We start from the raw sequence: 26417 nt of genomic DNA, 5'->3' as shown, positions 1-26417 counted from the left end.
CCACTACCCCCAACCCATGAGGAAGACTGCCATGACCAGCGCCGTTCTGCGCCGGATTGCGCCTGCACGCGCAGTCCCCACCACCCTGCACCCGGCCTATGCTTTGGCACTCAGCCGGATCAGCCTGTCTTTCGGTGGCATCCATGCCTTGCGTGAGGTGTCGTTTCAGGTTGTCCCCGGTGAAATCCGTGCGGTGATCGGGCCGAACGGGGCGGGGAAATCCTCGGTTCTGAACGTGATTTCGGGGCTGTATCAAGCGGATAGCGGCAGTCTGGTGCTGGGGAGCCAAGTGTTTGAACATGTGCCGCCGCAGGCCTTGGCGGGCCTTGGCGTTGCGCGCACCTTCCAGAACCTTGCGCTGTTCCCCAGCCTGAGCGTGGCCGCCAGTATCGCCGCTGGCCTGACCTTTCAGCGCAAGGCTTGGGGGCTGGCGCAGGTGTTCCGCCTGCCCAACGCCCGCGCCGAGAACCGCGCGATTGCCAACCAAGTGTCTGAAATCGCGGCGCGTCTGGATCTGACCCCCCATCTGGATCGCACTGTTTCAACCCTTTCCTATGGCCTGCAAAAGCGCGTCGAGTTGGCCCGCGCCTTGGTGGCTCGCCCGAAACTGCTGCTGCTGGACGAGCCGATGGCGGGGATGACCGCCACCGAGAAAGCCGAGATGGCTGGCTATATCCGCGCCACCCGCGACAACGCGGGGCTGTCGGTGATCCTGATTGAACATGACATCGGCGTGGTCATGGGCCTGTCAGATCGCGTGGCGGTGCTGGATTACGGCAGCAAGATTGCTGACGGCACGCCAGCCGAAGTGCAGCGCGACCCCGGCGTGATCCGCGCCTATCTGGGCCAAGAGGCGGCATGATGGATTGGTTCGGCTTTCTGTTTCTGATCGAGGTTACCATCGGCGGGCTGCTGTCTGGCGTGATGTATGCGCTGGTCGCGATTGGCTTTGTGCTGATCTACAAAACCTCTGGTGTGCTGAACTTTGCTCAAGGTGCCATGGTGCTGTTCGCCGCGCTGACCTTTGTTTCATTGGTCGAAGCAGGCGTGCCCTTCGTCCTCGCCCTCCTCATCTCTGCCGCCATCATGGTCGCCTTGGGCTTCGCTATCGAGCGCACCGTGCTGCGCCCGCTTGCCAACCGCTCGCCTATGACGCTGTTCATGGCGACTCTTGGCCTGTCCTACATCATCGAAGGGGCCGCGCAGATCATCTGGGGCACCGAGGTGCATCGGCTTGATCTGGGTATCTCGAACGCCCCGTTCCAAGTCGCGGGCGTGTTCATCTCGACCTTCGATCTGGTCGCCGCCGCCATTGCCGGGGTCTTGGTCGCGGGCCTTACCGCGTTCTTCCGCTGGACCCGCACGGGCCTCGCCTTCCGCGCCGTAGCCGATGACCAATTCGCCGCCCTCGCCGTTGGCCTGCGGCTGGATCGCACTTGGGCCACGGTCTGGGCCGCCGCCGGTATTGTCGCGCTCGTCGCAGGCCTCCTTTGGGGCGCACGCCTCGGCGTCCAATTTTCCCTATCCCTGATCGTGCTGAAAGCCCTGCCGGTGCTGGTGCTGGGCGGCTTTGATTCTGTGCTGGGGGCCATCGTCGCGGGCCTTGCCATCGGCGCGACCGAGAAGCTGGCCGAAGTCTATCTCGGGCCGTTTGTGGGTGGCGGCATTGAAGGTTGGTTCGCCTATGTCGTGGCGCTGCTGGTGCTGTTGATCCGGCCCTCCGGCTTGTTCGGCCAGAAATTGGTGGAGCGGTTCTGATGTCTGCCGTTGTCGATACCCCGCTGCACAGCCCAAACTATCTGCGGCATTGGCCCTTGGCCGCCGTGCTGCTGATCGCCTTTATCGGCATGCCCGCCTTCGCCCCGGTCTATGTGTTGGAGGCGATCTTGCTGCCGTTCCTCGCCTTGGCCTTGGCGGGGGTGGGCCTGAACCTGCTGACCGGATACGGGGGCCAAGTGTCGCTGGGGTCGGCGGCGTTTATGGCGGTGGGGGCGTTTGCCGCCTATAACATCCAGTTGCGTCTGGCACTGCCGCTGCCCATCACCCTGTTGCTGTCTGCCCTGACGGCGGCGGCGGTGGGGTTGGTGTTTGGCTTGCCCAGCCTGCGCCTGCGTGGGTTTTATCTGGCGGTGTCCACCCTTGCGGCCCAATTCTTCGTGCAATGGGCGCTGACCAAATTCGGCTGGTTTTCCAACTATAGCCCGTCTGGCGTGATCTCGGCCCCATCGCTGTCGTGGCTTGGCTACAGCTTTGACAGCACCACCGCGCGCTATCTGCTGGCGCTTTCCCTTGTCACCTTGATCACCCTTGGCGTCTGGGCTTTCACCCACGGCCCCTTGGGCAACGACCTGATCGCCATTCGCGACAACGAGACCGCCGCCCAAATCATCGGCGTGCCGGTGCTGAAAACCAAGCTGGTGGCCTTTGCGGTATCCTCGGCCATCATCGGGGTGGCAGGCTTCCTCTGGGCCTTCACCTATCTGCGCACGGTGGAGCCTGCGGGCTTCGATCTCGACCGGTCCTTCGACGTACTGTTCATCATCATCATCGGCGGCTTGGCCACCCTGCGCGGTGCCTTCCTTGGTGCGGGGCTGATCGTGGTGTTCCCGCTTCTGCTGTCGCGGCTGTCGGCCTTGGTCTTTGGCGGCATGATCGACTCCGGCGTGCTTGAACTGGTGCAGCGGATCATTCTGGGCGTCCTCATCATTGCTTTCCTGATCGCCGAGCCGAACGGGCTGGCGGCCATCCTTGACCGTGTAAAGCGCAAGTCTGCGCGCAACATCTGATCTCTTAACCTACGGAGCCATCATGTCTTTCCTGAAACGTATCACCATAACGGCGCTGGCCGTGGCGACCCTCGCCGCAGGCGGCGCGGCGCGCGCGGATGAGCAATACTTCCCGCTGCAATCCTACCGCGTCGGCCCCTATGCCGCTGGCGGCACCGGGTTTTTCGGCGGCTTCATCGACTATATGACCCTGATCAACACCCGCGATGGCGGCGTCAACGGCGTGAAGCTGGTCTGGGACGAATGTGAGACCGAATATGCGGTGGAAAAGGGTGTTGAATGCTATCAGCGCCAGAAAAGCCACGCCGATACCGCCGCCTGGAACCCGCTTTCGGTGGGCATCGCCTATGCGATGATTGATGGCGTGACGGCGGATAAAGTGCCGCTGATCACGGTGAACCATGGCCGCACCGACACCACCGATGGCCGGGTGTTTCCTTACGTTTTCCCGCTGCTGCTGAACCCCTATTCGGAAACTTCGGGCATCGTGAACTACATCGCCAGCAAAGAGGGCGGTTTGGAGAGCCTCAAGGGCAAGAAGATCGTCGTGCTCTATCACGGCTCGCCCTACGGCAAGGAAACCATCCCGATCTATGACCTTCTGGCCGAGAAATACGGCTTTACCGTGGTGCAGATCGAGGTGCCGCATCCGGGCAACGAGCAGGGCGCACAATGGCTGCAAATCCGCCGTGAGGCCCCCGATTATGTCGTGCTGCGCGGCTGGGGCGTGATGAATCCGGTGGCTTTGACCACGGCACAGCGCAACGGTTTCCCGGTGGATCACATCATCGGCAACGTCTGGTCGAACTCGGAAGAAGATGCGCTGCCTGCAGGCGATGCCGCGATTGGCTATACCGCGATCACCACCCAAGCCTCGGGCAATCAATATCCGGTGCTGCAAGAGATCATCAAAACGGTCTATGACGCGGGGCAGGGCAACCTGTCGGATAAATCGCGGATTGGTTCGGTTTATCATAACCTTGGCATCGTGAACGGCATCTTGAACGTCGAAGCCATTCGGATCGCGCAGGCCAAGTTTGGCAATCGCACCCTGACCGGGGATGAAGTGCGCTGGGGCTTTGAGCATCTGCAACTGTCGCCTGAACGGGTGAAGGAACTTGGCGCTGAAAACCTTTTTCACTCTATCAACGTCACCTACGATAACCACGAGGGCGAGGGCTACGTCACCTTCCAGCAGTGGGATGGCAAGAAGTGGAACGTGGTCTCCGACTGGATCGCCCCCGATTGGGCCTTGCTGCGCCCGATCATCACCAAATCGTCCGAAGCCTACGCGGCGGAAAAGGGGCTGCCGATCCGCACCTCGGAAGACGCCGATAAGGTCACGCAATGAACCAAACGGGTGGCCCTGCATTGGGGCCACCCTTTCTGACCGGAGGGTGCCATGTCGCAACCTGTTCTTGAATTTGACCATGTTTACGCCGCCTATAACGGTGCCATCGCTGCCCTGCACGGCGTCAGCCTGACGGTGCGCAAGAGCGAGATTACCGCGCTGTTGGGCGCGAATGGCGCGGGTAAGACCACGCTGCTGAAAGCCGCCTCTAACCTGCTGCCCGCCGGACGTGGCCAGATCACCGGTGGGCGCATTCGCTACAAGGGCCGCGATGTCACCACCGACACGCCGCACGCCCATATCCGCAACGGGCTGGTGCCGGTGCTGGAAGGGCGGCGGTGTTTCAAGACCCTGAGCATCGAGGAAAACCTGACCACCGGGGCGATTGGCCGGGGGTTGGAGCGCGCGCAGATCGCGCAGGTGCTGGAGCAGGTCTACGATCTGTTCCCCAAACTGAAACTGCGGCGCAACTCGCTCGCGGGCCTTACCTCGGGTGGTGAGCAGCAAATGGCGGCCATCGGGCGCGGTTTGATGGCGCGGCCGGAGGTGTTCTTGCTGGACGAGCCGTCGATGGGTCTTGCGCCATTGGTGGTGGTTGAAATCTTTGAAACCCTCGCCCGGTTGAACCGTGAAACTGGGCTGACGATCCTGCTGGCCGAGCAAAACTCTGCCATCGCGCTGAAATATGCCCATCACGCCACGGTCATCGAGAATGGTCGCTCGGTGCTGGATGGCCCCGCATCTGATCTCGCCGCCCGCGCTGACATTCGCGCGCTTTACCTTGGCGGCACCCCTGAACCTGTAAGGATTTGAACCATGACCAAACATGAACCGCTGAAAACCCCCGTTCCCCCGGTCGCCCGCACGATTGGCGATGCGCATATCATCCAGACCGATGCCGAAGCGATTGCGGTGGCGCATAAGCTGGCAGCGGACTTCGCCAAGGGCGCGTCGGATCGTGACCGTAACCGGATTTGGCCGCAGGAACAGTTGGATGCGTTCTCGCAATCCGGGCTGTGGTCGATCAACGTGCCGAAAGAATACGGCGGGCCGGGGCTGTCTTATTTGACGCTGAACCGGGTGATTGCGATTATCTCGGAAGCTGACCCATCGTTGGGCCAAGTGCCGCAAAACCATCTGGGCGTGGTGGCTGCGATCAATACTGTGTCAGACCCTGCGCAAAAGGCGCTGCTGTTCGGCGAAGTGCTGAAGGGTACGCGGTTTGGCAATGCTTTTTCTGAGTTTGGGTCCAAGCGCGCGGTGGATTTTGAAACCAAGTTCACCGACGAGGGCGATCATGTCCGGGTGACGGGCCGCAAGTTCTACTCCTCGGGCGCGCTGCTGGCGCATCTGGTGCCGATTGTGGCTTTGGATGATAAGGGCCGCGCTTGGTATGCGATTGCTGATCGCGGGGCTGAAGGCCTGAGCGTGATCGACGATTGGTCCAGCTTTGGCCAGCGCACTACGCTTTCGGGCACGGTGATTTTGGACAATGTGAAGGTGCCCAAAACCCATCTGGTGCCGGGGTATAAGGGCTATGAAGCACCCTCTGCCGATGGGGCGATTTTCCAAGTGATCCAAGTCGCGGTTGATCTGGGCATCGCGCGGGCGGCGATTGCGGATACCAAGGATTTTGTGCTGCACCGCAGCCGCGCCTGAGTGGATTCCGGCCTAGATCATGCGTCGCAAGACCCCTACACCATCCAAGCCGTGGGCGATCTGAACCTGCGCGCCAATGCAGCGGCGGCGTTGTTGGATATTGCCAGCGTGGCGATTGATCTAGCTTTGGCGAACCCTACGGCGGAAACCGTGGCACAGGCGCAGATTGCCACGGCAGAGGCGAAGGTGCTGTCTACCGAAATCGCCATCCTTGCCACCAACAAGCTGTTTGAACTGGCAGGCACGCGGTCAACCTTGGCCGAGCATAACCTTGATCGCCATTGGCGCAACGCCCGCACCCACACGCTGCACGACCCGGTGCGCTGGAAATACGCGATCCTTGGCAACTACTACCTGAACGGCGTTAACCCGCCCTTTCATGCGTGGAGCTGATATGTCTGTTCCCAATAAAATCAACGTGCTGTGGTTCATCCCCACACATGGCGAAAGCCGCTATCTGGGCACGTCCGAAGGCGGGCGTCCGGTTGATCTGGCGTATCTGACGCAGGTGGCGAAGGCCGCGGATTCCTTGGGCTTTTACGGCGCTTTGCTGCCCACGGGCCGCAGTTGCGAGGATAGCTGGGTGGTGGCTTCGGCGCTTGCCACCCAGACGGAACGCTTGCGGTTTCTGGTCGCCGTGCGCCCCGGCCTGCAATCGCCGACCTTGGCGGCACGGATGACGGCCACGCTGGACCGGATTTCGGGCGGGCGGCTGTTGATCAACATTGTGACGGGGGGCGATCCTGCCGAGAACAAGGGCGATGGCATCAACCTGCCGCACAGCGAACGCTACGCCATCACCGATGAATTCCTTGGGATTTATCGGGCGTTGCTGCGCGGCGAAACGGTGGAGCATACCGGCAAGCACTTCCAAATCTCGGATGGTCGCCTGATCTATCCGCCGGTGCAAAAACCCTGTCCTCCGCTGTATTTTGGCGGCTCGTCGGATGAAGGCTTCAAGGTCGGAGCCAAGCATATCGACAAATACCTGACATGGGGCGAACCCCCCGCACAGGTGGCCGAAAAGATTGCGGTGATGCGACGCCACGCCGAGGCTGAGGGGCGCGAGGTGTCGTTTGGCATCCGCCTGCATGTGATCGTGCGCGAGACGACAGCCGAGGCTTGGGCGGCAGCGGATCGGTTGATCAGCAAGCTGGACGATGCGACGATTGCCGAGGCGCAGAAAGTATTCGCGCGGATGGATTCGGTCGGCCAAGCCCGGATGACCGCGCTGCATGGTGGGCGGCGGGACAAGCTGGAGATCAGCCCGAACCTGTGGGCGGGTGTCGGCCTTGTGCGCGGTGGGGCTGGCACCGCGCTGGTCGGCGATGCCGATACGGTAGCCGAGCGCATCGACGAATACCGTCGCATTGGCGTCGATAGCTTCATCTTCTCGGGCTATCCGCATCTGGAAGAAGCCTATAGCTTTGGCGAATTGGTGCTGCCAAAATTGCCGCTGGGCCATCCGATTCCGCGGCGGGATCTGGTGGTGAACACCGGGCCATTCGGCGAAACCATCGCCGGGGACCACAAACCGAAGTTACAGGCGGCACAATGAGCAAGTTGCACGGCCAGCCCCCGATAACCGTCGCCATTATCGGTGGCGGTTTGTCTGGGGCGGCGGTGGCCTATCATCTGGCGGGCCTGACCGATGCGGATGTGGTGGTGATCGAGCCGCGCGCGAATCTTGGGCGCGGTTTGGCCTATGCCACGCCCGACCCCGATCACCGGCTGAATGTGCCCGATCACAAGATGACCCTGCGGTCAGATCAGCCCGAGCATTTCCGACGCTGGCTGCATACGGCAGAGGCCCCCAGCCTGCCCGCCAATTCGGCGCGGCTGTCGGGTGAGATTTACGCACCCCGCGCGGTGTTTGGCACCTATGTTGCGGCGCAACTTGCGCCTTTGCAGCGGGCGGGGCGGTTGCGGCATGTGCAGGCGCGGGTGATCTCGGTGGGGCGGACGGATCGTTATACGCTGGGGCTGTCGGATGGCGGAAAGGTTGTGGCGGATATCGTTGTGCTGGCAACTACCCATCCGAACGCAGGCTTGCCGCGTGAATTGGCAGGGCTGGCGGGCGATCCCGCGCTGATCGGGGATCCGTTTGCAGATGGCGCGCTGGCAGGCTTGGCCGAAGATGCACGGGTGCTGATCGTCGGCAACGGTTTGACCTCGGCGGATATTGTGGCGTCGTTGCACAGACGGGGCCATCGCGGCCAGATCACGGCTTTGTCGCGGCATGGCTATCGGTCGATGCCACACGGGCCGGTGCAGGCGGCAACAACGGCGGATTTCGCGCATACTCTGGCAAGCACGGCGTTGCAGTTGCTGCGGCAGGTGCGCGTGGCTTTGGCGCAGGATCAGGCGTTGGGGCTGACCTGGCATGCGGTGTTTGACCGTTTGCGCGTGCAGGGGCCAGTGATTTGGGCGGCTTTCCAGGAACCTGAGCGGCGGCGGTTTTTGCGGCATCTGCGCGCCCTGTGGGATATTCACCGCTTTCGCATTGCCCCGCAGACCTATGAGGCGAACCAGCAGATGCAGCGCCTAGGGCGGCTGGTCAGCTTGGGCGCGCGGATTGTCTCGGCCACTCCGGGTAGCCCGGTCAAGATAGGCTTGCAGGCCCGCCACAATGGGACGCGATTTGCGCTGGCGGTGGACCGGGTGGTTTTGGCGACCGGGCCCGCGCATGGTGGCATTATTGCGGCGGTGCCTGCGCTGGCTGATCTGGCGGCGTTGGGGCTGTTGCAGCCCGATCCGCTGGGCTTGGGGTTGCTGACGGCGGCGAATGGGCAGGCGGTTCCAGTGTCGGGTGCTGCGGATGGGACGTTGCTGGTGGCGGGGCCACTCGCGCGGGCGGCGGTGGGCGAGTTGATGGGGGTGCCAGAGGTGATCACCTGGGCCGAACATATCGCGCGGGAAGTAGCGAGGCAGGTGGTGGCGCGGCGAGGTTTGGTGGCGGCGCAGTAAGGCAAGCGATGCGGCGCTCGGTACAGTGGGCTGCACCTTAGGTTGTGGCCACCAAGGCAGGCAAGATTTCCGCGTGCGGCACGGCGCAAACCACGCATTTCACCAAAAGGTCAAAAAACGTCGAATTGTGAAGGGTTTGCGTCACCCGCAAAAGCTATTATAGCCAGCCTTGCACCCAAACGGGTTCAGTCTTGCAGCCAAGTACGGGAACGCCACTTTGCCCAATATTCTTGACCAGCGCGCCGAGCTTGCGGCGCACTATGATCTTGCCCCCTCGATGGCCGCTGCCGAGGCGACGCGGGCGATCTACGCGCGGATGGAGCGCGTGGTGCCTTTGGCCGATTGGGCGATGTTTGCGCCCTATGTCATTGCGATCAATCGGCTGAAAGCAGAGCGTAATGCGGTGATCTTGGGCCATAACTATATGACGCCCGAGATTTATCATGGCGTGGCGGATTTCGTCGGCGACAGCCTGCAACTGGCGATCAAGGCGAGTGAGGTTGAGGCCGATGTGATTGTGCAATGCGGCGTGCATTTCATGGCGGAAACCTCAAAGATCATGAACCCCAGCAAGACCGTGCTGATGCCGGATATGGCGGCGGGCTGTTCGCTGGCGGAATCGATCACGGCGGATGGCGTGGCGGAAATGCGGGCGATGTATCCGGGCGCGGCTGTGGTGTCTTATGTCAACACCACGGCAGAGGTGAAGGCGGCGTCGGATGTGTGCTGCACCTCGGCCAATGCGTTGCAGATCGTCAACGCGATGGAGGGCGATACGGTGATCATGACGCCCGACCAGTATCTTGCGCGCAATGTCGCGGCGCTGACGCATAAACGGGTGGTGTGGTGGGAAGGCTCGTGCATCGTGCATGAGCTGTACCAAGCCGCTGATCTGCGCGCCTACCGCGAACATGACCCCGAGGTGAAGATCATCGCCCATCCCGAATGTACGCCCGAAGTGGTGGCAGAGGCGGATTTCACCGGATCAACCAAGGGCATCATTGATTGGGTCCACAAGCACAAACCCGCCCGCGCGATGCTGGTGACAGAATGTTCGATGGCGGCGAATATTGCCGATGAGTTGCCCGAGGTCGAATTCGCCAAGCCCTGCAACATGTGCCCCTATATGAAGATGATCACGCTGGAGAAGATCCTCTATGCGCTGCACTCTATGACGGGCGAAGTGCTGGTGGACCCAGAGATTTCCGCCCGCGCCCGTGTGGCTGTGCAGCGGATGATCGACATCAGCCGGGCTGCGGCCTAATCCGATGAAGATGCCTGTTGTCGATACCGGGCGGGTGATCATTGTCGGCGCGGGCTTGGGTGCGCTTTATGCGGCGCTGCACTTGGCCCCGCATCCGGTGGTGATGATCTCACCCGAGGCTTTGGGGCAGGGGGCGAGTTCGGCTTGGGCGCAGGGCGGGATTGCGGCGGCGATGGCGGCGGCCGACAGCCCAGAGGCCCATGCCGCCGATACGGTGCGCGCCGGGGCTGGCACGGTCGATGCCGACGTTGCGGCCAGTGTCACAGCCGAGGCGCGGGCGCATATTCTGGAACTGACCGCGCTGGGCACGCCGTTTGATCGCGATGCGCAGGGCGGCTATGTGCTGTCCCGAGAGGCAGCCCATGGGCTGGCGCGGGTGGTGCGGGTGCGGGGTGATCAGGCGGGGCGCGAGATTATGGCAGCGCTGATTGCCGAAGTGGCGCGGACGCCCTCGGTTCAGGTGCTGGAAGGCGTGATGGCGGTCGGCTTGCAGGCGCAAGAAGGGCGCGTTGTGGGCGTTGCGGTGGCTGCGGCGGATGGGGCGAGCGATCCGGTGATGTTGCGCGGGGCGGCGGTGTTGCTGGCGGGCGGCGGCTCGGGTGGGCTTTATGCGCTGACCACCAATCCGCCGCGCATAAGGGGCCAGGTGATCGGCATGGCGGCGCGGGCCGGGGCGGTGATTGCCGATGCCGAGTTTGTGCAGTTTCACCCCACCGCGATTGATATGGGCGAAGACCCCGCCCCCTTGGCGACCGAGGCGTTGCGGGGGGGAGGCGCGGTGCTGATCAACCGCGATGGCCTGCGGTTCATGCAGGCGGTGCATCCCGATGCGGAACTGGCACCACGCGATATCGTCGCCCGCGCGATCTTTGCCGAAACCCAAGCCGGGCGCCGCCCGATGCTGGACACCCGCGCGGCCCTTGGGGCGGAGATTGTTGAACGCTTTCCCGCCGTGGCTGCGGCCTGCAAGCGGGGTGGGATTGATCCGGTCACCCAGCCGATCCCGGTGGCTGCCGCTGCACATTACCATATGGGCGGCATTGCGGTGACGTGGGAAGGGCGCTCCAGCCTTGCCGGGCTTTGGGCCTGCGGTGAGGCCAGCGCGACTGGGCTGCATGGCGCGAACCGGCTGGCCTCGAATGGCTTGCTGGAGGCACTGGTCTATGGCCGCCGCGCGGCACTGGATATTGCGCAGGGGTTGGGGGATGCGGTTGCGCCGCCAGTTGTCTTGCCTTCTGTGCCGGGTGGACAACATCCCGACCCCGATCTGATTGCGCAACTGCGGCAGGTGATGACTGAAAATGTCGGCGTGGTGCGCGACGCGGGCGGGTTGAAGACCGCGCTGCGCCGGATTGCGGCGCTAGAGGCGCAAGCTTTCGGCGATGCGAACTTCCTCAACATGACCGCCACCGCCACGCTGATCGCCGCTGCCGCCTTGCTGCGCGAGGAGTCGCGGGGCGCGCATTGCCGTCGTGATTTTCCGCAGGTTAACCCCGCATTGGCGAAGCCCAGCCGCCTGACCTTGGCCGAGGCGTTGGCGCAGCGGCAGATTGTAACGGAGACCCAAGAATGACCGGATTTGCCGCGCTGCCCGATCTGCTGCTGGAACCTTTGGTGCGGGCGGCCTTGATCGAAGATCTTGGCCCGAATGGCGATGTCACCAGCCGTGCGGTGATCCCGGCCAGCACACGCTATCGCGCGAAGCTGAACGCGCGCGAGGCGGGGGTGGTTTCAGGCATGCAACTGGCAGCGATTGCGTTCCGGCTGGTGGACCCCTCGCTGGTGGTGACGTTGCACCGCCCCGATGGCAGCACCTGCGCGCCCGGTGATCTGCTGATGGAGATCGACGGGGCTGCGGCCTCGATCCTATCGGGCGAGCGGATTGCGCTGAATTTTGCCGGGCGGCTTTCGGGCATTGCCACGCTGACCGCTGCCTTTGTGGCACAGGCCGAGGGTACCACCACCCGCATCACCTGCACCCGCAAAACCACGCCGGGGCTGCGGATGGTGGAAAAGGCTGCGGTGCTGCACGGCGGCGGATTTAACCATCGTTTCGGGCTGTCGGATGCGATCCTGATCAAGGACAATCACATTGCAGCCGCTGGCGGTATTCGCGCGGTGCTGACGGCGGCGCGGGCCAATGTTTCGCATATGATGAAGGTTGAGATTGAGGTGGATACATTGGCGCAACTGGCGGAGGTGCTGGCGATTGGCGGCGCGGACGTGGTGCTGCTCGATAACATGGACACGGCCACGCTACGGCAAGCGGTTGAAATGGTGGCGGGGGGATTGGTGACGGAAGCCTCGGGCAATATGGCGCTGCCGCGCATCGCCGAAGTTGCGGCGACGGGGGTTGATTATATCTCGGTCGGGGCGTTGACCCATTCGGCGCGCACGCTGGATCTGGGGTTGGATTTCTGAGGCCTGCGATCAGCCCCCGATGGGCTGCGGCGTGGTCGGCCAATTTATCGCAGAGATCGAAGCGATGGATTGGCTTGTGAAGAAGAACCACAGCGGGCATTTCTTTCTGCTTTATATCCGGTCCGGCGACATAGATTTTACGCAGGCGCATGGTTGAGTGCTGCGCGTATTGAACCCAGTGGGTTGACGAATATGCAAGCGCGCGCGTGCAGGTCGCAGCTTAGCTGCGCCGATAAAGATTGTGTGATGCGACAGAGCAGGGTGCCGACGCGTTTGGTCGCAAGAGCTCTCTGCGTTGCGCTATAGCCGCAGTTTGGTTACTTCTCGGGGCGGCAGTTGATCCGAGATATGGACCGGACCGCTGGGCCACCAAGAAGGGGGGCAGCATGAGCGCCAAGCAACGCATGAACGATGGCATCCGTGCCGCCAGAGCTTTGATCGCCAAGGGCGACTTTGCTGCGGCGACGGCGATTTTGGATACGCTGACTGCGGACAGCGAGATTGCGTCCTTGCCCGCACAGACGGCGTTGGGGCTGCCGCGTAGGCTTCATGCGGTGCGGCTGCATCTCGCGAAGGCGGTGGGAGATCCTGTCGCGCGGGCGGGGCATCAGTTTCATCTGGTGCCGCCGCCAGAGGTGCTTGCGCCGCTGTTTCGGTTTTCCACCGCCGAGCAGCAGGCGATCACTATCGTCAATCGCAGGCCTGTGCCGCGGGTGATCCATCAGATCTGGATTGGCAGCCTGCCTGTTCCCCTTGGGGTGGCGGCATGGCGGTATCATGCAGGGTTGCAGGGGTATCAGTATCGACTGTGGCAAGAGGCGGATCTGGCGCGTTTGGGTCTGCCGGATCAGCCTGTTTATGCAGCGATGCTGGCGCGGGGGGATTATCCCGGTGCGGTGGATGTGGCACGCTATGCGATTTTGGCGGCGGAGGGCGGGATATACTTGGATTGCGATTGGTATCCGGCGCGGGATGACATCAGCTTTCACGATCTGCTGCCGCTGATCGGCCTGACCGCTTGGGCCGAGGAGGTGCCGCGTCAGACGGGCCTTGGCGGTTTGCTATTGGGCAATTCGTTTATTGCTGTGCCGCCGGACCATCCGGCGCTGCATCGGCTGAATGCGCGGTTGCCGCTGGTGCTGGATCTGCTGCCGGAGGCCCCGGCGTGGTGGTCAACCGGGCCGCTGGTGTTCACATTGGCGGCACGGGGTGGGGCGGTCAGCGTGGCGCCGCAGACATTGGTTGCGGGGGTGCTGGCCGACCGTGCGGCTATGGCTGAGGTGGAGGCTCTGCGGGCGCAGGCGGAGGGCGGTCTGCTGATCGCTTGGAAATCATGGTGAGGCGATAAGCTGGGGCAGGCCGACCCAGCGGCAGCCGGGATGGTTGGCGGTGAGGGCGAATAGCCGTTCCAGAAATCCCCAGACCTGCGCATCATGCACAAGGTGGTGGGTCAGCAGGCCAATCGGCGCATCACTGCGGGCCATGGCTTGCGCGATTTCGTCCATCAGCACCGCATCGAGTCGCCCGGAACGGCTGCCGCGCCAGTCGATCACATCGACATGGGTGTTGTAGAGGGGCAGGGCGGCGGTGGCTTCGGGGCCGTAGACCGATAGGGCTTTGAAGCCAAGGGCGGGAAGGCCTGCGACAACTGGCGGGGCGATGCGGTTCCACGGCGGCACCAGCACAGGCGCGAACTGCTGGGGGTGGAGTTGCGCGAGATGGCTGAAGCCACGCGCGAGGTCGCCCAGAACCTGTTGGGTCGGGCGATGCGGGCCCAGTTCTTGCTTTTTCTCGGAACCGGGGGCGTGGTTGGTGTGTGACCAGCCATGCACGGCGACGCAAACGCCTTGCGCGGTGTTCAGTCGGTTGGCCAATGCCGGGCCGGAATGGGCGGGGATGACGGCGAGGGTGACGGGGATGTTCGCGGCTTCTGTCAGGGAGAGCAGGTGATCGAGTTCCGCGCTGGGCGCTATGGCGTCATCGTCGCGCAGCCATAGCTGCGCCGGGGTGCCATTGGCGGCGCGCAGATCAAGCGCACGGATCAGGGATTCGGTCATGGTCTGGTCTCGACTATGGTTTGCAGCAGGGTGTTCAGGCGCTGGGCTGCGCCTGCTAAGGAATGGTCGCGCAGAACGCGCAGGCGGGCGGCTTGGCCCATACGGTGCTGAAGGGCGGGGTCAGTCAGTAAGTGCAGGATGGCTGCCGCCGCTGCCGCATCGTCGCCCGGCTCGGTCAGAAAGCCGGTTTCGCCATCGGCCACCACTTCGGGCACGCCTGCGGTGCGTTGCGCTATGACGGGGACGCCTGCGGCTTGGGCCTCAAGATAGGCGAGACCGTAGGCTTCGCCACAGCCGGGCCAGATATAGGCCGAGGCGTGGGCTAAGGTCGCGGCGATTTCGGGGCGGGATTGCAGGCCCCGCCATGTCAGACGATCCGGGGGCAGGTCTGCGAACATCGCCTCCACCTCGGCGCGCTGCGGGCCATCGCCGATCACGGTGAGGTGCCAGTCAAGGCCGGGTGGCAGCAGGGCCAGCGTTGCGGCGAGGCGGCGGTAGCTGTCGGTCTTGTCGCCTGCGCGCATCATCGCGACCGTTACCAGATGGCCGGGCTGCGGTGTGGGGGGGGCTGAAAAGGCGTCGGTTTCGATGAAGGGCGGAAACCGGGCGACAAAGGCGGTGGGGGCGGCGTCTTGCAGGCCGTTCATATCGCGGGCAGTCAGGCAGAGGTTTAGGTTGGCGTGCTGCACTGCGGCCATGACGCTGGCCTGCATGTCTGCCCAGATGCCGATGTTGCGGCGCGCGGAGAGCGAGGCCTCGACCGTGACATAGGGCAGCGCGAAACGGCGGGTAAGGTGGGGTCCAAGCAGGTCGGCGGCTTTGTAATAGGGGTGGTAGCAGAGCCACAGATCGGGCGGCTGATCGGCCCAAAGGGTGCTGATCCGGCTGGACTCGTGGTTGGCATCGGCGCGCAGCTTGGCCCAGCCCGCAGGATCTTGCGGGTCGCCGATATAGGCGCGCAGGTCTGAGGCCAGATCTACCTGATGCCCCGCCTGCTCCATGCACCGGACCAGCAGCTGCGCCATCAGGCGATCGCCAGAGGGCACCGGATGCGTGGGGGCCTTCAAAGGCGCGTAAAAGGCGATCCGCAGGCGGCGGGTGGGCGGCGTCATCGGCTAATGTTCCCAGCGGTTTGCAGGTCTGCGCCAAGGGTAAGCGCAAAGCTGGTGCGGGGCGACAGGAATCGACCGCCCCCGCCCCGGCACCGCCGCTAACCTTGACAGCATTGGCAAACTGGCCCATTTCCAGATGACCCTCAGCTGTGGCGGAGTGACTGTGCCCTTATCCGATCTTCTTGAAAATATCGCCAGCCGAGCCGCCCGTGTTGGGGTAATCGGTCTGGGTTACGTCGGCCTGCCGCTGGCGATCACCACCGCGCGGGCGGGGTTTCGGGTGACCGGGTTTGATACCGACCCCGGTAAAATCACCGCCGTTGAAGCCCGCAAAAGCTATATCGAGGCGGTGCCGGATGCGGTGCTGGCAAGCGAAGTTGCGGCTGGGCGGTTCACAGCGACGGCGGATTTCGCCGGGCTTGGTTTGTGCGATGTGATCGTGATCTGCGTGCCGACGCCGTTGACGCGGCACCGCGAGCCGGATTTGTCTTTCATCACCCGGACCTGTGACGACATCGCCAAGACGTTGCGCCGGGGGCAGGTGATTGTGCTGGAATCCACCACTTATCCGGGGACGACGGATGGCCCGGTGAAGCGTATTCTTGAGGCGGGCGGGCTGGTTTCGGGTCAGGATTTCTACCTTGGGTTTTCGCCGGAACGTGAAGATCCGGGCAACCGCGCGTTTGATACCTCGACCATTCCCAAGGTGGTGGCGGGCGATGGGGTTGACGCGGGGCAGTTGGTGGCGGCTTTCTATGGCGCGGTGGTGAAAACCGTGGTTCCGGTTTCTTCGACCGCCACTGCCGAGGCGGTGAAGCTGACTGAAAACGTTTTTCGTGCGGTGAATATCGCCTTGGTGAATGAGCTGAAGGTAATCTACGAGGCGATGGGCGTTGATGTTTGGGAAGTGATCGAGGCGGCAAAGACAAAGCCGTTCGGCTACATGCCGTTCTATCCCGGCCCCGGTTTGGGCGGGCATTGCATCCCGATTGACCCGTTTTATCTGACGTGGAAAGCGCGGGAATATGACATTCCCACCCGGTTTATCGAATTGGCGGGAGAGATCAACTCGGGGATGCCGCGGCATGTGGTGTCGCGTCTGGCCGAGGCGTTGGATCAGCGGTTGGGGCTGGCTTTGAGTCGTTCGAAGGTGCTGGTCATTGGGCTGGCCTATAAGAAAAATGTGCCGGATATTCGCGAAAGCCCGTCGCTGAAGCTGATCGAATTGATCGAGGAGCGCGGTGGGCGGGCGTCTTATCATGATCCGTTCGTGGCCGAGATTCCCAAGACGCGGGCCTATGGCGCGTTGAAGGGGCGGAAATCGGTGGGGTTTGACGAGGCCACGGTCGGCGGATTTGATGCGGTGCTGGTTGCGACGGACCATGATGGGTTGGACTATGCCGGACTGGCGCAATGGTCGCGGTTGATCATCGACACCCGCAACGTGTTCGCGCGGAATGGCATTGCGGCGGATCATGTGGTGAAGGCCTGAGGAATGGCACCCCATGCGGTTGCGGTGCTGGCGGACGTGCATTTCCACGATCCGGGCGGCGATTTCGGCGGGGCGGGGATTGTGGTGCAGGGCGCGCGGCTTGCGCTGCGCAGTTGGGCAGATACGCGGATCGCGGCTCGGGCGTTCAATGAAACGGCAGGGGCACTGAGCGCCGCGCTGGAGAAGATCGCCGCTGCCGGGGTGCGGCATGTGGTTCTGGCTGGGGATTATTCCGACGACGGGCAGGCGGAGAATATTCGCCGCTTGGTTGAAGTGCTGCAGGGGGTTGAGCATCGGCATGGGCTGCGGTTTTATGTCATTCCCGGCAACCATGATCTGTATGGCCCGCATGGCAAGAATGTGACGACACGGTTTGTCAGCGCACCGGGGCAGACGGTGATGGTGACGAGCGATGCGGAACAGGCGGAGGTCGGGGCGATTGTGACGCCTGCAATGCGCTGCGGCGGGCAGCCTGCGGCGCTGCTGCCGATGGCGCGGTTTGGGCTGTTTCGCCAGCCGGAATATCTGCACTGGGAAAGCCCGTTTGGGCTGGATGATCGGCCTGAGGCGCGGATGTATGAGGCGGTTTCCGCCGATGGTTCGGTGACGCAGCGGCTGATGGATGCGTCTTATCTGGTGGAGCCAGAGCCGGGGCTGTGGTTGTTGATGATCGACGCCAATGTGTTCGAGCCGCGCGCGGGGCGGCCCGATGCGACTCGGAAGAAGGCGTTCATTGGGCCGTCGGATGCCGGGTGGAACGCGGTGCTTCGGGTCAAGCCGTTCTTGCTGGATTGGATCGGTGATGTGACTGCGCGAGCGAACGCGCTGGGTAAGGTGCTGGTCAGCGTCTCGCATTATCCGGTGCTGGATCCGTTTCAGGATGCGGCGGGATCAGAGCGGGCGTTGTTTGGTGAAACCGCGATTGTGCGGCGTACCCCCGGCCCGCAGGTGGCGCAAGCGTTGATCGCCACCGGGCTGCGCTGGCATATCGGGGGGCATATGCATGTTAATGCCACCACGCGCACGGAGGGTGGCCGGCTCACCGATCTGGCGCTGCCGTCGCTGGGGGCTTTTCCTCCGGCGTTCAAGATCGTTCATGCCAGCGTCGACGTGGTGCGTGCCGAGACGATCTCGCTGGAGGATGTGCCGCCTGAGAGTGGCATTTCGGCAATTTATCGGGCGGAGGGGCAACGTGAGGCGCTGCCGTTGGGGTCGATGCTGGCGGCGCAACGGCGGGCCAATGTGCTGGAGCGGCGGTTGGTGCAGGATTGGCCGGTTGCGGTGCGGGCGTTGGCGGCGGGTAAGGATGCGGGGTTTCTGGTCGAATTGGCCGGGGGGGATGGTGCGGAGTTTGCGCGGCGGCATGGGCTGGATCTTGTGGAGATGAGCGCCTGGCCGTTAGCCGATTTGATCGCCGATGCTTACCTGATCAAAGTGGCGGGGCCACTGGCTGCGCATTGGATTGCGGCGGACAGGTTGGCACTGTGCCGTGCGCTTGCGGTGGAGTTTGGCGATGAAAACGCTGATCCGCACCAAGGTGCGCGTGGGTTTTTGCAGCGATTTCTGGCGGTGTTGCAGGTGTCACTGGATCGCATGGACGCAGACGATAGCGCAATTATTCCGGTTGCGGCAGACTTGTCGCGCGGGCGGCCACTACGATATCCAACGGCTGGCTGAGGCCGCGAATATCCACGGTTCGCGGCAGGGTTTTTTCGGTCGCCTCAAGTCCTGACAGCGCCAGCGCATAGGCTGAAACTGCCACTTGCACGCTCAGATCCTTGGTCTTTTGTTCCAATCGGCTGGCGATGTTCACCGTCTCACCCAAGGCGGTCAGGCGGGCGACGGCCTCGGTGCGATGTGCGGCACCGATGCGGCCCAGAATGGCGGGGCCGGAATGGATGCCGATGCCCATCGACAGCGGCACGCGGAGTTCTTCGTGCAGGCTTTGATTCAAACTGTCCAGCACGCCGCCCATGGCGCGGGCGGCGGCAATGGCCTGGCGCGCGCCCTCAGCAGGCGTCGTCTCCATCCCGAAGATCGCCATGATGCCATCGCCCATGAACTTGTCGACAAAACCGCCACTGTCTTCGATCGCTTCGGCCATGCGGCCAAGAAACTGGTTCAGCACGAACACAACATCGAAAGACAAGCGCCCTTCGGACATTTTGGTAAAGCCGCGCAGGTCGCAGAACAGCAGCGTGACCTCGCTTTCAATGCCCCAGTGGTACTTGTCAAAACCGTTGGACTGACCGGGATCGAGATTGGCGGGCAGCAGGGTTGAGATGGTAAGGTCAGCGGTCGGGCGCAACTGGCACGCCAGACGGACATTCGCAGGCGCACCGACGCGGCGCAGCACCTGCAGCTCGGTCAGCGATGCCGGGGGCAGCTGATCCAGCCCTTCCAGCACCCGCACCCGGCAAGTCGAGCAACGCGCCCGCCCGCCGCAGACAGAGGCATGCGGGATGCGGTTCATCTGGCTGATTTCCAGCACCGAAAGCCCGCGCGCTGCTGAAATCGTTGGGCCAAAGGTATAGCGCACCCGAATACGCGCGCCCATTTTGTTGCCCATCTGCAGCAGCACCCAGCCCGCGACCGCCGCCGCCAATATCGCAAAGTAGCAGTAGGAACCTAGCAGAAAATTCTGTTGCATCTCAGCGTATTGCGCGGCGTTGAACGGACTGGAGACTCCGCCGCGCAACTGAAGTATCCGCCCCGCCGAGACATAGCCCGCATAAGACAGTGACGGGATCAGTACGGCCAGTGCATTCATCGCCCAAAGGTTGCGGCGATACCACGGCTTTGGCGACAGCCACATGTGGATGCCAATACAGCCATGTATCCAAACCAGTGCCACCAACAGCGCCAGTCGAACACCCTCGCCCGGCCACATCGCCCAGAGGGCATAGGTGTAATTATCGGTGACGCCAAACAGCTCATGCGCGCCACGGGTGCCAAGCACATGCCGGATCAGCAGGATCGGGATCATCAGCCCAAACAGAAGCTGCACCACGCCTCGGGTGCCGATGCGCCATGTCTGCAGGCGCACGAAATGCGCGATACCCAAGCCCATATGCACTAAAGCGGCGAGGCAGAGCACCAGCGTTCCGATCAGGCTGCGGGTTATGAACAGGCGCAGGTCTTGCCCTGCCTGCATCGCCTCAAGTGAAACCAGCCCGAGCGCATGATTGAGCAAATGGGTGGTGGCAAAAGCAAACAGCACCAGCCCGGACCACAACCGCAGCTGTGCGACGCTTGGCCGAGAACGTCGCCACAACCGCCGCGCCACTCTGCGTGGCGATTGCGCAACTTTGTTCATGTCAGCGCTCGACACGCTTGCGCCGGATCAGCTGGGAAGATGGAGCGGCAAAAGGTTTGCATCCTAGGCAAGAACCACAAGATCAACGGGAGCCGCAAGCCCGGCCACACCTTCGCCATCGCGCCGCAATACACCGGGATTGACATAGCCCTGTGCCTCGGCGCGGCTGTGGGTGCTGGCGTCGGTCAAAGCCCGCGTGCGCTGGGCTTTGTTGGCGCTTTCCAGTTTCGACGCCAGATTGACGGCATGGCCGATCACTGTGAACTCATAGCGGCCTTGCGAGCCGACAATCCCCACGGTCACATCGCCAGACGCCACCGCAACACCGGTGGCAAAGCGCCCCGGCCAGCCCAGTGCCACGAAATCATCTTGCCGCGCATCCAGTGCGGCAATCACCGCCGAGGCCGCGCGTAAGGCATCTGCCGCATAGGTTTCGCCCGGCTGGACTGCCCCGAATGTCACCAAGATACCGTCGCCCATGAACTTGTCGATCTGGCCGTTGTGCTGCTCAATTTCGGTCAGGGTGATCTGCTGGTAATGCGCCAAAATCCGCATCACCGTTTCCGGCGGCAGCGTCAGCGCAGTTTTCGTAAAGCCGCGGACATCTACAAACATGATGGCAGCCGCGCGGACCTCGCCTTGGCCAGCACCGGGCATTTCAGCGGATTGGGTGATCAGATCGGCCACTTCCGGCGCGAAGAACTGACTGAGATCCTCGGCAGCGGCATGGCTTTGAATGGCATCAAACAACACAGAACGCGCCCGAAACAAGGCGAAGGTCAGAATCAGGGTGACCCCCAGTATCGTGATCACCTTGTCAATTTCGGCGCCGATCAGGATGGTGTTCGAGGTCAGATATTCAACATAGTTGCGGGTGACATGCATGTTGTTCATGTCATAGGTCAGTGCGTAAAGCACCATCAGCACCCACCCCGATGCCGCGATCAACCCCGACATGAAAACATAGCGAGGATCAAAGCGCAGTGCGCGCAAAGCGATGAAAAAGAACAGATAAATCATCGTCGGCGATTTGAGATAAAAGGCGGGCGGCTGCTGATACTGAATGTGAAACGAAAAGATCATGCCGCACAGCAGGCTGACATCGACCACCATCGACAGCATCAGATACCAGCCGGGCAGCACCATCCGATACGACAGAAACACCCGAAACAGGGTGAACACAAGATAGGCGGCCAGTGTCATCGGCACGAAATTTTCGCCCGCAGTGCCCTCGGCGCGGGGCGCTATCCAATACAGCAGGGTCAGGAATCCGACGATGCTCAACTGCGCCCAGCTGATTGTCTGCTCGGCTGCGGTCTCACGGCGGTCAATTTCGGCCATGACGCGGGCGGGGACGGCTTCGCCATGCGGGTCGCCGGTCCAGATATAGACGACAAAATCACGGAGAGAGGCGGGAATGTAGGGCACGATACTTTCCTTCTTTCCGCATTGGCCGTCTGATCTGGGAAGTATGATCTTGGAAAGACGTTGCTCTTAGCTGGTTTTCGCGTCACAAAAAAGCGACATTTCTACTAGCAGAGCCAGTGTGCGGAAATGGTTAGCTGCCATCGCCCTGCGGGGTTTCAAACCTCAATAACCTGAAGATCCCGCCCACAGAACGCGCCCGGGAACTGGCGTTTCGCGGCGCGCTCAATCGCGGTCAACTCAGCATCGGTGCGGTTGAAGCTGTGATGAATGAAGCCGACCTGCTTGGCGCCCGCCGCCTGCGCTAGCCGCACCGCCTGCTGCCACGATGAATGGCCAAAGCCTTTGAAGGTCGCCATTTCTTCATCCAAGAAAGTGGCGTCGTAGAGAAACAAATCGACCTTGTCGATCAAGCGCAAAACATTGGGGTCCAAAGTGCCGGGTTCGTGTTCGGTATCGGTGATGATGGCAATCGAGCGACCGCCAAATTCTACCCGATACCCCACGGCATTGCCGGGATGATTAAGCATCCCGGTGCGGATCGTCACGCCGGGGTAGGGGGTCAGCACATCGCCCGCGCTGAAATCCCGCGCATCAATCCCGGCGCTGCAATAGTCGGGCCCAATGGGGAAGAACGGCTTGCGCATGAATTCCGACAGCATCTGCCGGGTGGTCATCGCAGGCCCCATATGGCCAGACCACATCTTGAGCTGTGACTGGCCGCAATACATCGGCTTGAAGAATGGCAGGCCGCAGACATGGTCGTAATGGGTGTGAGTGAAGTAGAGGGTGAGTTCCTTGCAGCCTTCAGCGGCGAGGGCCTGCCCAGCCGCCAAGGCCCCGCTGCCCGCATCGAACATGATCACATGCTCGCCGCAGCGCATTTCGATGCAGGTCGTGTTGCCACCAAACTTCTGAAACTGTGGGCCGCTGACGGGGAGGCCGCCGCGTGCGCCCCAAAGCTTCAGCTGAAATTTCGGCTGCGCGGTCATGTGCCGGACCCGCCCGAAAGCCGCCTGCTGCCGTACCGTGGGAACAGGCCAGAAGCTTTTTCATTGCCGCGCATCGCCAAGATCAGACTTCCCCAGATCGCTGATATACAGAAGGATAGGAAGCATCGCGACAAGATGCGAGGCCCGATTGCAGGGCAGGTCGAAAAGAAAAGCCTGCTTGGGTGCAGAATGCTGGGCGGTTTTGTCCAAAGCATGACATTTCCCGCGCCTGACTTGGGCTTTAATCAGCGCTTGGAGAGGGCGGCGACCCGGCTGCGCGCCTCAGACAGCTCTACCGTGGTTTGGCTGAGACGATTTGCCAGCACGCGCACCACTTCAATGGTCATTTCCGGAAAGTCGGACATCAGTTTGAAAAAGTTGTCCTTGCTGATTCGCAAGGCCTCAACCGGGGTTGCGGCTTTGATCGTCGCGGTGCGGGCCACGTCACACAGGATGGCGATTTCGCCAACGATAGCATTCTCTTCAAGGTCAGCCACTTTGATAGGCCCGGTTGGGCCATCAACGATTACATCGGCACGGCCAGCCAGCAGCACAAACGCCGCATCGCCTGCGTCGCCTTGGTGAAACAACACCTCGCCGGCGCGGTAGGACACCCGCTCTGATGTGAAGGCTAGCAGTTTCAGCTTTGCCGGAGACACCCCGGCAAACAGTGGAACCTGCTTCAGCATTTTGACTTCGTCATTCAAGAGCACGTCGTCACCTTCCCACTTATGCAACCGCTGGATAGGCCAAGCCCTTAGACTATGCCGACATCAGTTCCTTGAAGATACCATTCTTTTGTAAAAGTTCTGCATGAGAGCCGTCTTCGACCAGTCTGCCACGCTCAAAAACTGCCACCCGATCAAACAACTGCGCAAACTTCGCATTCGAGATCACCCAAGCCACGGCGGGCGTACGGCCCTCTTTGCGCAGATATTTCAGCGCGGCGATCAGCACCTGTTCTTGCGTCCGGGTATCCAGCGCCGACAGCGGGCGGTTGAACAGATAGTAATCCGACCGCCGGATCAACGCCCGTGCCAAGGCGAGTTTCTGTCGCTGCACTGAGGTCAGCCGCTTGCCGCCTGCGCCGATGTGGAAGTCGAGCCCAATCGACAGCAGCGTATCATAGATGCCCAATTCGCGCAGCACCCCGCCTGCCACCGCATAGATGCGTTCAACGCCGTCGCGATATTTCTGGCTGATGCGGCCACACAGCATGTTGTCGAGCAAGGTGCCGGAAACCATGTATTGCTCGGGATCGTAAAACTCGATCGCGTCTTTCAGGTTGGCCGGAAGGCCTTCGTTGAAAGCCGTTCTGAACGCCACGATCTGCGCCATCAACTCGGACGAGAGCAGACCAAAACGATGCCGCGGCTCGATGTAGTCAAAGCTGAGGCGGATCATCATCGTGCGGTCGCTGTCGGTGATGTTGGAAGAGTTTTTATCCATTTTTTTCAGAAGCATGGCGTAGACGGGAATATCGTCTGATTTCATGAAGGTCAGCTGTTGGAAGAACGGATGATCCGGCGGCAAGTCGCTGAACAGTTCGATGGCGTTGCGGGCAATTTCGGTGCCCATGCTGAACAGGGTGTCAGCCAATCCGAGCTGTTTCAGAACGCTTAAGAAATATGGGTTGTTGATGATTGCACCCGCCATCAATTCGGGCGTGCGGGCATTGCCGAACAGCAGGTTTTCGATCACCGTCGCTTCGGTATTATAGGTACCGGGTTCAAACGGTTCGATCAGCCCGTTCAGATCGGCTTTGGTCAACGCATCGCGCAGCACCCGACGCATTTCGACGGTTTTGGCGGCAAGATCGCCATGCTCGGCCAGATTGACGTGGGACCGCAACGCAAGATCGAACATGTCGCGGGTCAGCGCCACGGCATCCAGTGCAGCATAGACCGACGGCATCAGAGCCGCCTGATCCGCCGCCCCCTGATGTTCAAAGTCGATCCAGTCGGAGTGAATATCGAACTCGGGGTTGCCGGCCCAAACAGCCTCACGCCGCTCCCATTGACGTCGCGTCAGGGCTGCACCTTCGATCACGCGGTCAGTGATCGGGGCGTGTTTCAGCCCGTAAAGCAGGTTGTCGCGCACGGTTCCGAAGAAGAAATAGGCATCGGTGCCCGCATAGGTGATTGAGCGGCCGCTGATTGATTCGGGCAGGCTGTGCAGATCAGCGCTGCCAGCATTGATCTGGCCCTGCGTCGGCCAGACGATGCGTGCCAAGGCCTCGGCCATGATATCAGCGCCGGATCCGGCGTTGCCGATGATGGCAACGGTTTCACCGGGCTGCAGCGAAAAGTTGACACGATCCAGCCCGACGGCGCCGGTATCGTCGGTCACGCCCAGATTGACCGCCGCGAGGGGGCCGCCCATTTTACCCTCGGCACGTTCCGCCGATACCGCCTGAATCTCGGGTTCCAACAGACCATCCACCGCGAACTGTCCGATCACCTGATTGTATTTGATCTGCACGTCTTGGCGGTTCTGATCCCAGTCGATCAATTCCTTCAGCGGGCCGGGAAGGTCTTTATAAGCCCCGATCACCGCCACCAGTTGCCCGATATCCAACTGGCCTTGCAGCGCCAGATAACCGCCGATGCTGTAGAACAGGAACGGCGTCACCGAGGCGAGGAAGTTGTTGATGAATTTCACCAAAAACTTCCATTGATAAATGTCGAAGCGGATTTTGTAGATCTGGCCCAGCCGCGACGAGATATCGGCGCGCTCAAAGTTTGAAGTGTCGTAGGAATGGATGGTGTGGATGCCGTCAACGATCTCGCTGACACGACCGGCGAGTTCGCGCGCGGTCAATTGCCGCTCGCGCCCTAGCACCAACAATCTGCGGCGCATCCGGGGGATGATGAAGGCCTGCACCCCGACCAGCGCGGCGGTGATCAGCCCCAGCGGAATGCTTTGCACGAAGATGAAGGCCAGTGCCATGATCGCCTGTCCGCCGAGCAGGGCAGGGGCGACAAAGGCGTCGCCGGTAAAGCCGCCAAGCGGTTCGACCTCGTCCTTCACCATGCTGGAGATTTCGGCGGCCTTCAGGCGTTTGAAGGTCGCGGGCGGAAACCGCAGGATGTGATCAACCAGTGTGAAGCGGATGCGGCGCAGCAGGCGTTCGCCCAGACGACCTTTGTAGGTGTTGATGTAATATTTAAAGAGACCGTTCACCACGACCAGCAGCAAAAACACCCCGCTGAGCGCGAACAGGGTGTTCAAGCGGTCGAGTTGGATGCCGTCAAACAGCGTCACATGGCCAAAGATCGGCAGATCAAACGCGATCTGCATGAAGGTCTGGGTGGCTGCGGGATCGGCAAAGCCATCGCCCTGAATTGGTCCATTCACGATCTGCTTTGGCAGATTGAGCGACAGGAAATACGGGATCATTGAGAGCGCTACGACCGCCAGCACCCAAAGCTGTTGGCGTTTGGTGTGGGTCCAGATGTAGCGCGAGATATTGGGGTCCAGCATGGCGTTAAAGCCCTCCACAGATCGGTCGGCGCCTTGATGAAAAACCTAAGGTGCAAAGGGTCATGTCGTGCCAAGCAGAAAGGGCGTCAGGG

22 protein-coding genes are annotated in these 26417 nt (G+C 61.9%); 15 read left to right on the top strand and 7 right to left on the bottom strand.

The features are described from left to right. Window positions 1-31: 31 nt before the first annotated feature. From AKV04_RS11665 to AKV04_RS11610, 13 genes are all read left to right on the top strand, one after another. The gene (locus AKV04_RS11665; RefSeq protein ID WP_054006590.1) at window positions 32-862 is read left to right on the top strand and encodes an ABC transporter ATP-binding protein; all 831 of its coding nucleotides are present in this window, start codon (window positions 32-34) and stop codon (window positions 860-862) included. Then, window positions 862-1758 (top strand): branched-chain amino acid ABC transporter permease, encoded by an 897-nt coding sequence (locus tag AKV04_RS11660; protein WP_054006589.1) that lies wholly within the window; start codon window positions 862-864, stop codon window positions 1756-1758. Before AKV04_RS11665 ends, AKV04_RS11660 begins: the two co-directional genes overlap by 1 nt. Beyond that, the gene (locus AKV04_RS11655) at window positions 1758-2786 is read left to right on the top strand and encodes a branched-chain amino acid ABC transporter permease (protein ID WP_054006588.1); all 1029 of its coding nucleotides are present in this window, start codon (window positions 1758-1760) and stop codon (window positions 2784-2786) included. Before AKV04_RS11660 ends, AKV04_RS11655 begins: the two co-directional genes overlap by 1 nt. A gap of 22 nt (window positions 2787-2808) precedes the next feature. Then, the gene (locus tag AKV04_RS11650; RefSeq protein ID WP_054006587.1) at window positions 2809-4137 is read left to right on the top strand and encodes an ABC transporter substrate-binding protein; all 1329 of its coding nucleotides are present in this window, start codon (window positions 2809-2811) and stop codon (window positions 4135-4137) included. A 51-nt stretch (window positions 4138-4188) separates the two neighbouring features. Further along, window positions 4189-4950: an ABC transporter ATP-binding protein gene (locus AKV04_RS11645; RefSeq protein ID WP_054006586.1), complete on the top strand. Its 762-nt coding sequence runs from the start codon at window positions 4189-4191 to the stop codon at window positions 4948-4950. 3 nt (window positions 4951-4953) lie between these two features. Next, a complete protein-coding gene (locus tag AKV04_RS11640; protein ID WP_202905610.1) occupies window positions 4954-5796 on the top strand; it encodes an acyl-CoA dehydrogenase family protein in 843 nt (280 codons plus the stop codon). Continuing rightward, window positions 5797-6189: an acyl-CoA dehydrogenase family protein gene (locus AKV04_RS27155; RefSeq protein WP_202905609.1), complete on the top strand. Its 393-nt coding sequence runs from the start codon at window positions 5797-5799 to the stop codon at window positions 6187-6189. 1 nt (window position 6190) lies between these two features. Then, complete coding sequence (ssuD, locus tag AKV04_RS11635; RefSeq protein ID WP_156317501.1) at window positions 6191-7354, top strand: FMNH2-dependent alkanesulfonate monooxygenase; 1164 nt, start codon at window positions 6191-6193, stop codon at window positions 7352-7354. Beyond that, the gene (locus AKV04_RS11630; RefSeq protein WP_054006584.1) at window positions 7351-8763 is read left to right on the top strand and encodes an FAD/NAD(P)-binding protein; all 1413 of its coding nucleotides are present in this window, start codon (window positions 7351-7353) and stop codon (window positions 8761-8763) included. Before ssuD ends, AKV04_RS11630 begins: the two co-directional genes overlap by 4 nt. A 277-nt stretch (window positions 8764-9040) precedes the next feature. Then, window positions 9041-10027 (top strand): quinolinate synthase NadA, encoded by a 987-nt coding sequence (nadA, locus tag AKV04_RS11625; protein ID WP_082351632.1) that lies wholly within the window; start codon window positions 9041-9043, stop codon window positions 10025-10027. 10 nt (window positions 10028-10037) lie between these two features. Next, the gene (locus tag AKV04_RS11620) at window positions 10038-11600 is read left to right on the top strand and encodes an L-aspartate oxidase (RefSeq protein ID WP_054006829.1); all 1563 of its coding nucleotides are present in this window, start codon (window positions 10038-10040) and stop codon (window positions 11598-11600) included. Beyond that, entirely contained in the window at window positions 11597-12448 is an 852-nt protein-coding gene (gene nadC / locus AKV04_RS11615; RefSeq protein WP_054006583.1) for a carboxylating nicotinate-nucleotide diphosphorylase, read from the top strand. The genes AKV04_RS11620 and nadC overlap by 4 nt, the downstream gene beginning before the upstream one ends. Window positions 12449-12834: 386 nt before the next feature. Then, a complete protein-coding gene (locus AKV04_RS11610; protein WP_054006582.1) occupies window positions 12835-13788 on the top strand; it encodes a glycosyltransferase family 32 protein in 954 nt (317 codons plus the stop codon). On the opposite strand, the gene AKV04_RS11605 is transcribed toward AKV04_RS11610, so the two are convergent. Together AKV04_RS11605 and AKV04_RS11600 are read right to left on the bottom strand one after the other, a co-directional pair. After that, window positions 13780-14505, bottom strand: coding sequence for a polysaccharide deacetylase family protein (locus tag AKV04_RS11605; RefSeq protein WP_054006581.1), 726 nt, complete (start codon window positions 14503-14505; stop codon window positions 13780-13782). The genes AKV04_RS11610 and AKV04_RS11605 overlap by 9 nt on opposite strands. Beyond that, window positions 14502-15617: a glycosyltransferase family 4 protein gene (locus AKV04_RS11600; protein WP_202905608.1), complete on the bottom strand. Its 1116-nt coding sequence runs from the start codon at window positions 15615-15617 to the stop codon at window positions 14502-14504. The genes AKV04_RS11605 and AKV04_RS11600 overlap by 4 nt, the downstream gene beginning before the upstream one ends. Window positions 15618-15780: 163 nt before the next feature. On the opposite strand from AKV04_RS11600, the gene AKV04_RS11595 reads away from it, so the two are divergent. Both AKV04_RS11595 and AKV04_RS27555 read left to right on the top strand, forming a co-directional pair. Beyond that, entirely contained in the window at window positions 15781-17109 is a 1329-nt protein-coding gene (locus AKV04_RS11595) for a nucleotide sugar dehydrogenase (RefSeq protein WP_235815623.1), read from the top strand. Between the two features lie 3 nt (window positions 17110-17112). Further along, entirely contained in the window at window positions 17113-18786 is a 1674-nt protein-coding gene (locus tag AKV04_RS27555; RefSeq protein ID WP_054006579.1) for a metallophosphoesterase family protein, read from the top strand. On the opposite strand, the gene AKV04_RS11585 is transcribed toward AKV04_RS27555, so the two are convergent. The 5 genes from AKV04_RS11585 to AKV04_RS11565 form a co-directional block, all read right to left on the bottom strand. Further along, window positions 18725-20425, bottom strand: coding sequence for an adenylate/guanylate cyclase domain-containing protein (locus tag AKV04_RS11585; protein ID WP_082351616.1), 1701 nt, complete (start codon window positions 20423-20425; stop codon window positions 18725-18727). The two genes, AKV04_RS27555 and AKV04_RS11585, sit on opposite strands and share 62 nt — an antisense overlap. 63 nt (window positions 20426-20488) lie before the next feature. Then, window positions 20489-21853, bottom strand: coding sequence for an adenylate/guanylate cyclase domain-containing protein (locus AKV04_RS11580; RefSeq protein WP_215905430.1), 1365 nt, complete (start codon window positions 21851-21853; stop codon window positions 20489-20491). Window positions 21854-22008: 155 nt separating this feature from the next. Then, complete coding sequence (locus tag AKV04_RS11575) at window positions 22009-22842, bottom strand: MBL fold metallo-hydrolase (RefSeq protein ID WP_054006577.1); 834 nt, start codon at window positions 22840-22842, stop codon at window positions 22009-22011. 245 nt (window positions 22843-23087) lie between these two features. Next, window positions 23088-23531, bottom strand: a complete 444-nt coding sequence (locus AKV04_RS11570; RefSeq protein WP_235815622.1) for a Crp/Fnr family transcriptional regulator — start codon at window positions 23529-23531, stop codon at window positions 23088-23090. A 73-nt stretch (window positions 23532-23604) separates the two neighbouring features. Continuing rightward, the gene (locus AKV04_RS11565; RefSeq protein WP_202905607.1) at window positions 23605-26325 is read right to left on the bottom strand and encodes an ABC transporter transmembrane domain-containing protein; all 2721 of its coding nucleotides are present in this window, start codon (window positions 26323-26325) and stop codon (window positions 23605-23607) included. Between the last annotated feature and the right edge of the window lie 92 nt (window positions 26326-26417).

Source organism: Cypionkella psychrotolerans (assembly GCF_001294535.1).
GTDB classification, from domain to species: Bacteria; Pseudomonadota; Alphaproteobacteria; order Rhodobacterales; family Rhodobacteraceae; genus Cypionkella; species Cypionkella psychrotolerans.
This window is presented reverse-complemented; position numbering and strand designations above follow the sequence as displayed.

Bases quoted from the DNA above. Each gene is read 5' to 3' on its own strand.
- AKV04_RS11610 (WP_054006582.1), top strand. From the start codon at position 12,835: ATGAGCGCCAAGCAACGCATGAACGATGGCATCCGTGCCGCCAGAGCT.
- AKV04_RS11600 (WP_202905608.1), bottom strand. From the start codon at position 15,617: ATGACGCCGCCCACCCGCCGCCTGCGGATCGCCTTTTACGCGCCTTTG.
- AKV04_RS11605 (WP_054006581.1), bottom strand. From the start codon at position 14,505: ATGACCGAATCCCTGATCCGTGCGCTTGATCTGCGCGCCGCCAATGGC.
- AKV04_RS11565 (WP_202905607.1), bottom strand. From the start codon at position 26,325: ATGCTGGACCCCAATATCTCGCGCTACATCTGGACCCACACCAAACGC.
- AKV04_RS11630 (WP_054006584.1), top strand. From the start codon at position 7,351: ATGAGCAAGTTGCACGGCCAGCCCCCGATAACCGTCGCCATTATCGGT.
- AKV04_RS11650 (WP_054006587.1), top strand. From the start codon at position 2,809: ATGTCTTTCCTGAAACGTATCACCATAACGGCGCTGGCCGTGGCGACC.
- AKV04_RS11655 (WP_054006588.1), top strand. From the start codon at position 1,758: ATGTCTGCCGTTGTCGATACCCCGCTGCACAGCCCAAACTATCTGCGG.
- nadA (WP_082351632.1), top strand. From the start codon at position 9,041: ATGGCCGCTGCCGAGGCGACGCGGGCGATCTACGCGCGGATGGAGCGC.
- AKV04_RS11570 (WP_235815622.1), bottom strand. From the start codon at position 23,531: ATGCTGAAGCAGGTTCCACTGTTTGCCGGGGTGTCTCCGGCAAAGCTG.
- AKV04_RS11640 (WP_202905610.1), top strand. From the start codon at position 4,954: ATGACCAAACATGAACCGCTGAAAACCCCCGTTCCCCCGGTCGCCCGC.
- AKV04_RS11645 (WP_054006586.1), top strand. From the start codon at position 4,189: ATGTCGCAACCTGTTCTTGAATTTGACCATGTTTACGCCGCCTATAAC.
- AKV04_RS11660 (WP_054006589.1), top strand. From the start codon at position 862: ATGGATTGGTTCGGCTTTCTGTTTCTGATCGAGGTTACCATCGGCGGG.
- AKV04_RS11620 (WP_054006829.1), top strand. From the start codon at position 10,038: ATGCCTGTTGTCGATACCGGGCGGGTGATCATTGTCGGCGCGGGCTTG.
- ssuD (WP_156317501.1), top strand. From the start codon at position 6,191: ATGTCTGTTCCCAATAAAATCAACGTGCTGTGGTTCATCCCCACACAT.
- AKV04_RS11575 (WP_054006577.1), bottom strand. From the start codon at position 22,842: ATGACCGCGCAGCCGAAATTTCAGCTGAAGCTTTGGGGCGCACGCGGC.
- AKV04_RS11585 (WP_082351616.1), bottom strand. From the start codon at position 20,425: ATGAACAAAGTTGCGCAATCGCCACGCAGAGTGGCGCGGCGGTTGTGG.
- AKV04_RS27555 (WP_054006579.1), top strand. From the start codon at position 17,113: ATGGCACCCCATGCGGTTGCGGTGCTGGCGGACGTGCATTTCCACGAT.
- AKV04_RS11665 (WP_054006590.1), top strand. From the start codon at position 32: ATGACCAGCGCCGTTCTGCGCCGGATTGCGCCTGCACGCGCAGTCCCC.
- nadC (WP_054006583.1), top strand. From the start codon at position 11,597: ATGACCGGATTTGCCGCGCTGCCCGATCTGCTGCTGGAACCTTTGGTG.